This window comes from Rhodobacter sp. TJ_12 (genome assembly GCF_020023995.1).
GTDB lineage: Bacteria > Pseudomonadota > Alphaproteobacteria > Rhodobacterales > Rhodobacteraceae > Rhodobacter.
On record NZ_NRRD01000004.1, the window covers coordinates 72911 to 84807 of the forward strand.

The 11897-nt window shown below is 64.4% G+C and carries 11 protein-coding genes; 3 read left to right on the forward strand and 8 right to left on the reverse strand.

Annotated elements, in window-relative coordinates; genetic code table 11:
- Nucleotides 1-109 precede the first annotated feature (109 nt).
- On the reverse strand, nt 110-772 hold the full coding sequence (locus tag CKO11_RS05165; protein WP_223633756.1) for an alpha/beta hydrolase: 663 nt from the start codon (nt 770-772) through the stop codon (nt 110-112).
- Nucleotides 769-1401, reverse strand: coding sequence for a DNA-3-methyladenine glycosylase family protein (locus tag CKO11_RS05170; RefSeq protein WP_223633759.1), 633 nt, complete (start codon nt 1399-1401; stop codon nt 769-771). Before CKO11_RS05170 ends, CKO11_RS05165 begins: the two co-directional genes overlap by 4 nt.
- A gap of 65 nt (nt 1402-1466) precedes the next feature.
- Here CKO11_RS05170 and CKO11_RS05175 point away from each other — a divergent pair, with 65 nt between their 5' ends.
- The gene (locus CKO11_RS05175; protein ID WP_223633762.1) at nt 1467-2699 is read left to right on the forward strand and encodes an MFS transporter; all 1233 of its coding nucleotides are present in this window, start codon (nt 1467-1469) and stop codon (nt 2697-2699) included.
- Nucleotides 2700-2926: 227 nt separating this feature from the next.
- Here CKO11_RS05175 and pgi read toward each other — a convergent pair whose 3' ends face one another.
- From pgi to CKO11_RS05200, 5 genes are all read right to left on the reverse strand, one after another.
- Nucleotides 2927-4540: a glucose-6-phosphate isomerase gene (gene pgi / locus CKO11_RS05180; RefSeq protein ID WP_223633765.1), complete on the reverse strand. Its 1614-nt coding sequence runs from the start codon at nt 4538-4540 to the stop codon at nt 2927-2929.
- Nucleotides 4537-5208 (reverse strand): 6-phosphogluconolactonase, encoded by a 672-nt coding sequence (gene pgl / locus CKO11_RS05185; protein ID WP_223633768.1) that lies wholly within the window; start codon nt 5206-5208, stop codon nt 4537-4539. Before pgl ends, pgi begins: the two co-directional genes overlap by 4 nt.
- Nucleotides 5205-6680, reverse strand: a complete 1476-nt coding sequence (zwf, locus tag CKO11_RS05190) for a glucose-6-phosphate dehydrogenase (protein WP_223633771.1) — start codon at nt 6678-6680, stop codon at nt 5205-5207. Before zwf ends, pgl begins: the two co-directional genes overlap by 4 nt.
- 151 nt (nt 6681-6831) lie before the next feature.
- Nucleotides 6832-7392, reverse strand: a complete 561-nt coding sequence (locus tag CKO11_RS05195) for an RSP_2648 family PIN domain-containing protein (RefSeq protein ID WP_223633775.1) — start codon at nt 7390-7392, stop codon at nt 6832-6834.
- Nucleotides 7392-8612, reverse strand: a complete 1221-nt coding sequence (locus CKO11_RS05200; RefSeq protein WP_223633777.1) for an RSP_2647 family RNA methyltransferase — start codon at nt 8610-8612, stop codon at nt 7392-7394. The genes CKO11_RS05195 and CKO11_RS05200 overlap by 1 nt, the downstream gene beginning before the upstream one ends.
- A 394-nt stretch (nt 8613-9006) precedes the next feature.
- On the opposite strand from CKO11_RS05200, the gene edd reads away from it, so the two are divergent.
- Both edd and eda read left to right on the forward strand, forming a co-directional pair.
- Entirely contained in the window at nt 9007-10833 is a 1827-nt protein-coding gene (edd, locus tag CKO11_RS05205; protein WP_223633779.1) for a phosphogluconate dehydratase, read from the forward strand.
- 98 nt (nt 10834-10931) lie between these two features.
- Nucleotides 10932-11582, forward strand: a complete 651-nt coding sequence (eda, locus tag CKO11_RS05210) for a bifunctional 4-hydroxy-2-oxoglutarate aldolase/2-dehydro-3-deoxy-phosphogluconate aldolase (RefSeq protein WP_223633784.1) — start codon at nt 10932-10934, stop codon at nt 11580-11582.
- A gap of 37 nt (nt 11583-11619) precedes the next feature.
- Here eda and CKO11_RS05215 read toward each other — a convergent pair whose 3' ends face one another.
- Nucleotides 11620-11892: a hypothetical protein gene (locus CKO11_RS05215; RefSeq protein WP_223633787.1), complete on the reverse strand. Its 273-nt coding sequence runs from the start codon at nt 11890-11892 to the stop codon at nt 11620-11622.
- Nucleotides 11893-11897 lie beyond the last annotated feature (5 nt).

Here is an 11897-nt window from a genome sequence, read left to right on the forward strand (position 1 = left end):
CGCCACAGAGCAAGGCCCGCGATCTGTGGCGAGCCTGCCCGGGCAAAGGCTTTGCATGACTTTGCAACGCGCAGATGACGACCTGCCCGGGAATCGGGCAGTCGCGCGGTTAGCTGGGCAGATATTCCTTCAGGAAGGACAGCGCCGTGCCCAGCCCATCGGGCGAGATGCCGTGACCGGTGCCCTCCATCACATGGGCATAGGTAGTGAAACCGGCCTCCAAAAGCGCATCGGCGGTCTTTTGCAGGTCCGAAAACGGCACGATCTGATCGGTATTGCCATGCGCCAGCAGCACCGGCGGCTTGGTCTGCAATTCTTCTTGCAGCGCCTCGGGGCGCAACAGGCGGCCCGAAAAACCGATGATCCCGGCAAAGGCCTCGGCGCGGCGCGGAATGACATGCAGCGCCATCATCGTGCCTTGGGAAAAGCCAAAGACCACAATCTGCGACGGGCTCAACCCCTCGTCCGCCATCACCTTATCAAGGAAGGCGTCAAGATCGAGCGAACTTTGCGCAAAGCCGGCCGCGGCCTCTTCGGGTTTCGATTCGTCCATCCACGGGATCGGAAACCACTGCCGCCCGAACGGGTTGGTGATGCATTCCTCGGGCGCGTCGGGGGCCAAGAACAGCGTATCGGGCAAATGCTCGCCCAACGGATCGGCCAGCCCCAGCAGGTCATCCCCATCGGCGCCGTAGCCATGCAGGAAAATCACTGCCGATTTCACAGTGCCAGACCGGGGCGCGACCCGCCCAAGCTTCATATCGCGTGTCATGGTGCGACCCCCTCGCGTGATTTCATGGTTGCGTAATAGGCCCAAAGCCCGCGTGCAGCAACCGCCCGCCACGGCGACCAGCGTGCAGCAAGCGTGCCAAATTCCTTGCGTTTTGGCCGTTCAGGCAGTTCAAACAGCAGCCGCGCGGCCTCGGCCAAGGCCAGATCGTCAACGGCAAAGACATCGGCGCGGCCCAGCGCGAAGATCAGATACATCTCCACCGTCCAGCGCCCGATCCCGGGCAGCGGCAAAAGCTGATCGATCACCTGTTCATCGGGCAAGCTGCGCAGCGCGGCAAAATCGATGCCCGAACGCGCCAGCGCCTGCACATAGCGCACCTTTTGGCGCGACAACCCGCAAGCGCGCAGATCGTCTTCGCTTGCCGCGGCCAAAGCCGGTGCAGGGCCAAAGCCCGCATCCAGAAGCTTTTTCCGGATCGAGCGGGCGGCAGCGGTCGAGACCTGCTGCCCCAAGATCGCATCGCGCAAGGCCTCGAACCCGTCGTCACGGCGCCGCAGCGGCCAAGGCCCGGTCAGCGCCAATGCATCGGCAAAGCGCGGCTCTGTGCGCGCCAGCCATGCCGCGCCCTCGGCAATATCGTCTTCGGTTTCGATGATGCGCCCGACCATGGCCCCACCCTGCCCGGTTTCGCGCCCGCTTGCCAGCCCCGTTCCGTCACGCTAGGGCTGACCCCATGAAAGATACATCTGGCCTTTTGCCCCCTGCCGCGCCGCATGCCCGGCGCAACACCGTGGTTTTGGTGGCCGCGCAAGCGCTTTTGGGCGCGCAGATGTCGATGATCTTCACCGTGGGTGGGCTGGCCGGCGCGTCGCTGACACCCGATCCGTGCTGGGCGACACTGCCCTTGTCGCTGATCGTGCTGGGCTCGGTGCTGACCGCGCAGCCGATGTCGGAATTCATGGCGGCCTTTGGGCGGCGCGCGGGGTTTATTCTGGCGACATTTGCCGGGGCCGTGGGCGCGGCAATTTCCGCCTATGCCTTGCAAACCGGATCTTTCGCGCTGTTCTGTCTGGGCGGGGCCTTTACCGGTATCTATATGTCGGCACAGGGGTTTTACCGCTTTGCGGTGACCGATGGCCTGCCGATTGAGTCGCAATCGAAAGCGATTTCATGGGTCTTGGCCGGGGGGCTTGCCGCCGCGATCATTGGCCCGCAACTGGTCAAGGTGACGGCGCAGGCGATGGTGGTGCCGTTTCTGGCCACCTATCTTGCGATCATCGGCATCAATGTCTTGGGGCCGATCCTGTTTGCCTTTTTGCGCATTCCCGCGCCGGGGCGGCGGGTCAAAGGCGCGCATCATGGCGGGCGCACGCGGCTGCAACTGCTGCGCGATCCGCAAATTGCCGTGGCGATGATTTGCGGTATGGTCTCTTACGCGCTGATGAACCTTGTGATGACCTCGACCCCGCTGGCCGTGGTGGGCTGTGGCCATGACACGACCGATGCCGCCAATATCGTTTCTGCCCATGTGATGGCGATGTATCTGCCCTCGTTCGTCACCGGCCATCTGATCGCGCGTTTCGGGCGCGAGGTGATCGTGGGCATTGGCATGTTCATTCTGGCTGTATCGGGCGCGGTGGCGCTGACCGGGGTGAACCTTGAGCAGTTTTATCTGGCGCTGATCTTGCTAGGGCTTGGCTGGAACTTTGGCTTCATTGGCTCCACCGCGATGCTTAGCGCGGCGCATAGCCCCGAAGAACGCGGCCATGTGCAGGGGATGAACGATTTTGTCGTCTTTGGCGGGGTGTTTTTGGCCTCGCTTTCTTCGGGCGGGCTGATGAATTGTTCCTCTGCGGGGGATAGCACGGCGGGCTGGCAGGCGGTGAACCTGGCGATGCTGCCGTTCCTGACGCTGGCGGGCGCGGCGCTGATCTGGCTCGCGCTGCGGCCCAAGGACACCCGCTAAAACGCATCGCAAGGGCCCGGCCCGTAATAGCCGCGCAGCGGCCCGGGCAGCGCCCAACATCCCCTCGGGCGGGCGCTTTACCCGCGTTGCGCGCAGATCCCCGTTAAGATGTGGTGCACCAGAAAGGGGCCACTACAAACAGGGCGCCCACCCGGCAGTCGGGGCCGCCCGCACGCAAGGCAAGGCCTGCGGGCCATCGCCCCAAGAATACCGGGTCCCGCTCAACCTCAGTTCCGCAAGGCACGGATGCGCTTGGCCAGCATCTGGGTGGAGCCATCCTTGCCCGCCCCGTCGGAGCGGCCATCAAGCACCGGCGCAAGGGCCAGGGCAAGCTCTTTGCCCAGTTCCACGCCCCATTGGTCAAAACTGTTGATCCCCAGCACCACGCCTTCGACAAAGACCCGGTGTTCATAAAGCGCGATCAACCCGCCCAAGGTTTCCGGCGTCAACTGATCAAACATCAGCGTAGTGGAAGGCCGATTGCCCGGGAACACCCGATGCCGCGCCTGACGCTCTAGCTCTGCGCCCTCCAGCCCGCGCGCGCTCATCAGCCCGGCGGCCTCTTGCAACGAGCGGCCGCGCAGCAGCGCCTCGGATTGCGCCAGACAATTGGCCATTAGCAACAGATGCTGATGGTCCAGATCAGGCTCCATCCCATTCGCCGTGACGATGAATTCGCACGGGATCACCCGCGTGCCTTGGTGGATTAGCTGGTAAAAGGCGTGCTGGCCATTGGTGCCGGGCTCGCCCCAGACCACCGGGCCCGAATGATAGGGCAGATCGGTGCCATCCATCGCCACGCGCTTGCCGTTACTTTCCATCTCTAGCTGTTGCAGATAGGCGGGCAAGCGGGCCAAGCGCTGTTCATAGGGCAGCACCGCGCGGGTGGCATAGCCCAGCACCTGATTGTGCCAAAGACCCACCAGCGCCAAAAGCACCGGCAGGTTGCGCGCGAAAGGCGCGGTGCGGAAATGCGCATCCATCGCCGCAGCACCCGCATGAAAGCGCGCGAACATCTCGGGCCCGATGCCGATCATCAGGCTCAGCCCGATCGGTGACCAGACCGAATAGCGCCCGCCGACCCAATCCTCAAAGCCAAAGACCCGCTCGGGCGGGATGCCGAAATCGGCGGTCTTGTCGGTGGCCGAGGAAATCGCCGCGAATTGCTTGGCCGGGTCTTTGACCACCTCGGCCATCCAGCGCCGCGCGGTTTCGGCATTGGTCATCGTCTCGATCGTGGTGAAGGTCTTGGAGGCCACGATCACCAGCGTCGTTTCCGGGTTCAGATCGGCCAGCACATCATGGATATGCGCCCCATCGACATTGGAGACGAAATGCAACCGCGGCCCAGAGGCGAACGCGGAGCATGCCATCGCCGCCATCGCCGGGCCAAGGTCGGACCCGCCAATGCCGATATTGACCACATCGGTGATCGGCCCGCCTTGCCCGGTATAGCGCGCCTCGCGCAGCGCATTGGAAAATTCCTGCATCCGCGCCAGCGTTGCCCGCAGCGCAGGCATCACATTGGTGCCATCGACCAAAATGCTGTCTTCGGGGCTGCGCCAAGCGGTGTGCAGCACCGCGCGCCCCTCGGTTTCATTGATCTTGGCGCCCGCAAACATCGCATCGCGGCGCGCGGCAACCTCGGTCTTTTCGGCCAGTTCCAGCAAAAGCGCGCGGGCCTCACTGTCGATATTGGTCTTGGAATAGTCAAAGAGAAACGGCCCGGCCTCGGCCGAAAATGTCTCGGCCCGCGTAGGATCAGCGGCAAAAAGATCAAGAATATGCCGGTCCTTCACGGTCGCAGCATGGCTTAGGAGTGCATCAAAACGGTTCATCATGGGGCCCAATGGATCGTTGCGAATGGCAGCATCGTGCGCACTGGCGCCTGATCTTCGGGCAGCCTCGCGGCACGTTCAAGGGCGGCACGCTTCCCCGCCCCGGTGATCAATATATGGCAATGCATCGCGGCGCGCAAAACCGGCGCGCTCAGCGTGATACGCGGCTCGCCCGCCGCTTCGGCGCGCAAGGCCATGACCGGCGGCGCATCCTCATCCAGCGCCTCGGCCAGCTTATCCGCGCCCGGAAACAGCGAGGCGGTATGCATATCCGCCCCCATTCCCAAAAGCAGCACGGTCAGCGGCAACACCGCGCGCACCCCCTCGGACAGTTCTTCCAACCGGTCTTCGGGCTGCGGGGCCGGGGCGTAAAGCGGCACCAGCCGTGCCGCCGCGGCGCGGCCTTGCAACAGCCGGGCACGCAACAGCGCGGTATTCGAGCGCGGGCTGGTTTCATCAACCCAGCGTTCGTCATTGAGCAGCACATCGACCCGCGCCCAATCCAGTTCGAGATCCGATAGCACATCGAAGATCGGCCCCGGCGTGGTGCCGCCGGGCACGCAGAGCGTGACCCGATCTTGCACCTCTAGCGCGCGGCGCAACTGGCTGGCGATCTTGTCCGACAGCGCCACCATCAGCATTTCGCGGTCGGGGTAGTCGACGAATTTCATTCCCGAATCTCCCGCCAGCGGCGCCCGTCGCGGTGCATCAGCATCAAGGCGTCTTCCGGCCCGGACGAGCCCGCATCATAAGGCCGGGGCTTGTCACCGCGCGCTTCCCAGCCTGCGATGATTGGATCGGTCCAAGCCCAGGCGGCCTCTACCTCGTCGCCGCGCATGAACAGCGTCTGGTTGCCCCGGATCACATCCATGATCAGCCGCTCATAGGCATCTGGAATATCGGCCCCCTCCTCGCCCAGCGCTTCGGCAAAAGACATATCGAGCGGCACCTGCACCAGACGCATGCCCCCCGGCCCCGGTTCCTTGATCATCACCTTGAGGTTCATCCCCTCGTCAGGTTGCAACCGGATCACCAGCACGTTTTCGCGCCAGCTGGCCTCGTCTTCATCAAAGATCGAATGCGGCGGCGCCTTGAAGGTGATGGCAATTTCCGAGGCGCGACCGCGCAATTTCTTGCCGGTGCGCAGATAGAAGGGCGTGCCCTGCCAGCGCCAGTTCGCGATCTGCACTTTCAGCGCGATATAGCTTTCGGTGCGACTGTCGGGGTTTTCGGCATCTTGCAGATAGCCGGGCTGGGCGGCGCGCGTGTCGTTTGCCTTCACGCCCGCATATTGCCCGCGCACGATGTCGCTGGCCGGGACGGGCTGCAAGGCACGGATCACCTTCACCTTTTCGTCGCGCACCGCATCCGGGTCAAAGTGATAGGGCGGCTCCATCGCGATCAGGCACAATAGCTGCATCAGGTGGTTTTGCACCATGTCGCGCATCGCGCCGGATTTGTCATAATAAGCCCCGCGCCCGCCGACGCCGACCGTTTCCGACACGGTGATCTGCACATGATCAATGTATTGGGCGTTCCACAACGGCTCGAACAGGATATTGGCGAAGCGCACCGCCATCAGGTTTTGCACCGTTTCCTTGCCCAGATAGTGATCGATCCGGTAGATCTGGCTTTCTTCGAAGTGTTCGGCCAGCGTTGCATTCAGCGCCTTGGCGGAAGCCAGATCGCGCCCAAAGGGTTTTTCCACCACGATCCTGGCCTCGCTATCGGCGATGCCATGGTCATGCAGCCGTTCGGCCAAGGCCCCAAACAGCGAGGGCGCGACCGAGAAATAGAATGCATGCACGCGGCCGGGCTGCACCTTTGCCTTTAGCTCCGACCAGCCGCCCTCGCCCGTGGCATCGACGGGAACGTAATCGATACACTCAAGGAAGGTGTCGATATCGCCATCGTCGCGCTTCGTCGCATCAACGAATTGGCCAATCGCCGCGCGGACCTGTTCGCGGAAAGCCGCGCCATCCATGGCCGAGCGCGCCGCGCCGATGATGCGCGCGCCTTGCGGCATCTGCCCGGCATGAAAGCGGCGATAGAGCCCGGGCAAGATCTTGCGTTGGGCAAGATCGCCCGTCGCTCCGAAGATCACGAGATCAAAAGGGTCCACAGGGATAACACGCGACACCATGGGGCTTGCTCCGATTCTTGGCACGACTGGCCCCTCCTCGCGGCTGGCGCCAGATGTTAGCGGTAACAAATAACCTGTCTACCTTGGCGCTTTGTTCAAGTCTAGCCCGGCGTTCGGGGAACGCAAAGTCCTTTGACGTAAAGGAAAGCAATCAAAGGGCCTGAAGCGCCTTGGCGATGCGATAAAGACGCGCGCGTTTGAGCAGCGCGCGCAGCGGCTGCGGTTGCCCCGAAAGCGCTTCGGCCCGAACCCGCACCGCTTCGACCACCTGCGCCACGATATCTGGGGCATCCGCTAGAAGCGCGAGCAAAAACGCATCGACATCGAGCCGGTCGAGCCCTTCGGCGGCCAAGGTGCCGCGCGGAAAATCCGACCGGTTTTGCGTCACGATCGCATCGGCCCCGCCAGCGATGGCGGCGGCCAGAACATGGATGTCGTTTTCATCGGGCAGATGCAGGCGCGCCTCCAGCCCCGGGCGGGGCGCGATGCTGGCCTTGGGAAAGCGCGCCTTCAGCGCCGCAATCTCGCCGCGTGCGACCGCCTCATCGCCCGCAGAAAGGCGCGCCGCGGCCCGCGCCCATTCCTCTAAGATCCGCTCCGACCATAGCGGCTGGTAAAGCCCCTGCGCCGCGCAGCCGATCAAAATCTCGCGCATCACCGTTGGGTAAAGCACACAAGCATCCAGCAGCGCTTTTTGTGGGGCAGCGCGCATCAATCGAGCCGGAAGAACAAGGATTTCAGATAGCCCGATTCGGCCAATTGCGGCAGCATCGGGTGATCGGGCCCGGCAAAGCCCGTGTGCAAAAGCTGTGCGCGCCGACCGCCGCGGCCCAGCCCGCGCGCGGAAGCATTGCGGAATTGTGCCAGATCGGCAGCATGCGAACACGAGCACAAAACGATATAGCCCCCCGGCGCGACCAAGGGCGCGGCCAAGCGGGCGATCCGTTCATAGGCGCGCAGCCCCGCCTCCAGCGCAGGCTTGGCGGGGGCAAAGGCGGGCGGGTCACAGATCACCAGATCGAATTGCGCGCCTTCGCGGGCCAGCGCTTCCAGCGTGGCAAAGGCATCGCCCTGCCGGGTGGCAAAACGCGCGCCCAGCCCCATCGCCTCGGCGCCCCGCGTGGCCAGATCAAGCGCCGCCGCCGAGGCATCGACCGACAGCGCGCTTTCAGCCCCACCGGCCAAACAGGCAAGCGCAAAGCCCCCCACATGCGAAAACACATCCAGCACCCGCGTCCCCGGCGCCAGTCGCGCGGCAAAGGCATGATTGGGCCGCTGGTCATAGAACAACCCTGTTTTCTGCCCGCCCAAAAGATCGGCCAAATAGGTTGCCCCATTCATCTGCACCGGCACCGGGGCGGTGACGGCACCGGTCATCACACGCGTTTCCTCGGGCAGACCTTCAAGCCCGCGCGCCCGACCCGAGCCGTTCTTCACCACCGTCTGCACGCCAGTGACCTCGACCAAGGCAGCGACCAGTTCATCAAGCATCGTCTCGGCCCAAGCTGCATTGGGCTGCACCACCGCCACATCGCCAAAGCGGTCGATGATGACACCGGGCAAGCCATCGGCTTCAGCATGCACCAGCCGGTAAAACGGCGCCTCAAAAAGCCGCGCCCGCAAGGCCAGCGCGCGCGCCAGTCGCGCCGCGATCCAACCGCGATCAATCACCGCCTCGGCGTCGCGATCCAGCACCCGCGCAATGATCTTCGATTTCGGATTGACCGTCACCGTCGCCATCGGCCGCCGCTCAGCATCTTCCAGCGTGGCAATCGTGCCCGGCGCCAGCGCCTGCGTGCGCCGGTCAGTCACCAATTCATCGCCATAGACCCAAGGAAAGCCGTGGCGAATGGCGCGCGCCTCCGCCTTGGGGCGCAACCGCACAACGGGGCGGGGCTTCGGCGCGGCAGGATCGGTCGCAAGATCGGTCATGGAAAGGCGGCCTTTACACAAAAAGAGGGGGCGTTCCCGCCCCCTGTAGCTTGCCTTGGCAAATTTCGAAAGCCCCGCCGGACGGCGGCACGCCCGCGCCTGCTGTGTCCGCACAGGTATGAAAAGACGGATACAGGCGATAGGCTGCGCTTCTGCTAAAATATAATCTCCAAAACAACTATGGCGAAACCTTGATTCAAATCGTGTATTTCCATGCCCGACACGTGCCTGCGCGCCGCACGCCAAGAGCGCAGCACGCACAAGCGCTTGATTTGTTAGCGCTAACGATATAGATAAAAGACAAGAGTCGCCCCGGAGGCTCAAAGCCCCCAGAATAGAGGCGCACCGCACGCCCGTTGCGGTCGCCCCGTCGACACGCCAACCGGATGATACGATGACCCAGACCGATACCCTGCCGCCGCTTGATCCCACGCTTGCGCGGGTGACCGCGCGCATTCGCGCCCGCTCGGCCGCGCGCCGCGCCGATTATCTGGCCCGCATCGATGCCGCCGCCGCCGCAGGCCCCGCCCGCGCGCATCTGACCTGTGGCAACCAAGCCCATGCCTATGCGGCAATGGGCAGCGATCAGGAGGCGCTGGCCAAGGGGCGCGCGCCCAATGTGGGGATCGTCACCGCCTATAACGATATGCTGTCCGCCCATGCGCCCTATGGCGATTACCCGGCCCAGATCAAAGCGGCGTTGCGCGACATTGGCGCCACCGCGCAGGTGGCGGGCGGCGTGCCGGCGATGTGCGACGGCGTCACCCAAGGCCAGCCGGGGATGGAACTGAGCTTGTTTTCGCGCGATGTGATCGCACTGGCCGCCGGTGTCGCGCTGTCCCACAACACCTTCGACGCGGCGCTTTACCTCGGCATTTGCGACAAGATCGTGCCGGGGCTGGTCATGGCCGCGGCCACCTTTGGGCATATTCCGGCGGTGTTCCTGCCTGCCGGGCCGATGCCTGCGGGGCTGCCCAATGACGAAAAGGCGAAGGTGCGCCAGCAATTCGCCACCGGCGAGGTGGGGCGCGATAAGCTGATGGAAGCCGAGATGGCCTCGTATCACGCGCCGGGCACCTGCACCTTTTACGGCACTGCCAATACCAACCAGATGCTGATGGAATTCATGGGGCTGCATCTGCCGGGGTCGAGCTTTGTGAACCCGGGCACCGATCTGCGCCAAGCGCTGACCGTGGCGGGCGCAAAACGCGCCGCCGAGATCACCGCGCTTGGCAATGGCTTCCGCCCGGTGGGCCGGGTGCTGGATGAGCGCGCCTTTGTGAACGGGCTTGTCGGGCTGATGGCGACGGGGGGCTCCACCAACCTTGTGCTGCACCTGCCCGCAATGGCCCGCGCCGCCGGGATCGAGCTTGACCTCGAAGATTTTGACGAAATTTCCTCGGTCGTGCCGCTGATGGCCAAGGTCTATCCGAACGGTCTGGCCGATGTGAACGCCTTCCATGCGGCGGGCGGGCTACAATTCCTGATCCGGCATCTGCTGGGGGCGGGGCTGTTGCACGCAGATGCCGCCACCGTCTGGGGCGACAGCATGGCCGATTACACCAAAGAGCCGAAGCTGATCGACGGCGCCCTAACATGGGTCGAAGGCCCCACAGACAGCCAAAATGACAAGATCCTGCGCCCGGTGGCCGAAGGCTTTGCGCTCACCGGCGGGCTGAAACAGCTTTCGGGCAATCTGGGACGCGGGGTAATCAAAGTGTCCGCCGTCGCGCCCGAGCGCCATGTGATCGAAGCCCCCGCGCGGGTGTTCCACGACCAAGAGGCTGTGAAAACCGCCTTCAAAGCCGGGGAGTTCACCACCGACACCGTGGTTGTCGTGCGGTTCCAAGGCCCGCAGGCCAATGGCATGCCGGAATTGCACTCGCTCACCCCCACCCTGTCGGTGCTGCAAGATCGTGGGTTGAAGGTCGCGCTTGTCACCGATGGGCGGATGTCGGGGGCGTCGGGCAAAGTGCCTGCCGCGATCCATGTCTCGCCCGAGGCGACCTGCGCGGGCCCGATTGCCAAGCTGATCGATGGCGATATCGTGCGCTTGGATGCGGTCGCGGGCACACTGGACTGCCTCAGCGAAGGCTTTGACAGCCGCCCCCCTGCGCAGCCCGATCTGAGCGCGAACAGCCATGGTCTGGGGCGCGAGCTTTTTGAAACCTTCCGCCGCACTGTCGGCCCCGCGACATCGGGCGCCAGCAGCGTTCTATGACTTCCCCCCGCGCGTCTTTTGCGTCTTTATGACCGCAACAAACGTGCCTGCCCGCCCCATTGCGGGGCTAGGCCCGCCCAACCTGACAGGAGGCTTCCATGACCCCCGCCGCCCAATCCGCCGCCGCCCGCGACATTTGCGCGATGGCCCCCATCGTTCCGGTGATCGTGGTGTCTGACACCGCCCATGCCGCGCCGCTGGCGCAGGCTTTGGTGGCCGGCGGCCTGCCCGCGCTTGAGGTAACCTTGCGCACCCCCTGCGCGCTGGAAGCGATCCGCGCCATGGCCGATGTCGAAGGCGGCATCGTCGGCGCGGGCACCTTGCTGAGCCCCGCCGATGTCAAAGCGGCCAAAGCCGCAGGCGCGCGCTTTGGCGTGGCACCGGGGCTGACCGACAGCCTTGTGAAGGCCTGCGAAGATGAAGGCCTGCCGCTTTTGCCGGGCGCCGTCACCGCCTCGGAGGTGATGTATGCGCTTGAACTGGGCTATGACATGTTGAAATTCTTCCCCGCCGCCACTTCGGGCGGGGCGCCCGCGCTTAAGGCGATTGGTGCACCGATGCCGCAAGCCAGCTTTTGCCCCACCGGCGGGGTCAGCCTGAAAAATGCCCGCGATTACCTAAGCTTGCCGAACGTTCTTTGCGCGGGTGGCTCTTGGGTGGCACCCGCTGGCATGATGAATGCCGGCAATTGGACCGGGATCGAGGCGCTTGCGCGCGAGGCCGCCGCCCTGTCACGCGCCAAGGGTTAAGCCCTAGGGGGTAAGCGCCCCCTTTCAACGCGCCGTTTCAGACAGGAGCCCCCCGCCCCGCCCGGCCACCGCGCCGGGCCGGTTTCGGCTGGGCGCGGCTCAATCCCTCGGTCAACAAAGCCGTCATGGGGTGATCGGGCGCGCCCGCATAGGCCGCCATCACGGTGCGCATTGCCGCGGCCTGATCGGCCCCCATCGGCAGGCTCAGCGCCCAATCGGTGAAAATCGAGCGGCATTCGGCATCGCTGATCCCCTCGATCCGGTAGCTTTCGCGGATCAGCCCCTTCGGATCTGCCTCGGTCAGGTTCATCGCGG

Excerpts from the sequence above, each read along its gene's own strand:
- CKO11_RS05165 (WP_223633756.1), bottom strand. The coding sequence starts at position 772 with ATGACACGCGATATGAAGCTTGGGCGGGTCGCGCCCCGGTCTGGCACT.
- CKO11_RS05170 (WP_223633759.1), bottom strand. The coding sequence starts at position 1,401 with ATGGTCGGGCGCATCATCGAAACCGAAGACGATATTGCCGAGGGCGCG.
- CKO11_RS05175 (WP_223633762.1), top strand. The coding sequence starts at position 1,467 with ATGAAAGATACATCTGGCCTTTTGCCCCCTGCCGCGCCGCATGCCCGG.
- pgi (WP_223633765.1), bottom strand. The coding sequence starts at position 4,540 with ATGATGAACCGTTTTGATGCACTCCTAAGCCATGCTGCGACCGTGAAG.
- pgl (WP_223633768.1), bottom strand. The coding sequence starts at position 5,208 with ATGAAATTCGTCGACTACCCCGACCGCGAAATGCTGATGGTGGCGCTG.
- zwf (WP_223633771.1), bottom strand. The coding sequence starts at position 6,680 with ATGGTGTCGCGTGTTATCCCTGTGGACCCTTTTGATCTCGTGATCTTC.
- CKO11_RS05195 (WP_223633775.1), bottom strand. The coding sequence starts at position 7,392 with ATGCGCGCTGCCCCACAAAAAGCGCTGCTGGATGCTTGTGTGCTTTAC.
- CKO11_RS05200 (WP_223633777.1), bottom strand. The coding sequence starts at position 8,612 with ATGACCGATCTTGCGACCGATCCTGCCGCGCCGAAGCCCCGCCCCGTT.
- edd (WP_223633779.1), top strand. The coding sequence starts at position 9,007 with ATGACCCAGACCGATACCCTGCCGCCGCTTGATCCCACGCTTGCGCGG.
- eda (WP_223633784.1), top strand. The coding sequence starts at position 10,932 with ATGACCCCCGCCGCCCAATCCGCCGCCGCCCGCGACATTTGCGCGATG.
- CKO11_RS05215 (WP_223633787.1), bottom strand. The coding sequence starts at position 11,892 with ATGAACCTGACCGAGGCAGATCCGAAGGGGCTGATCCGCGAAAGCTAC.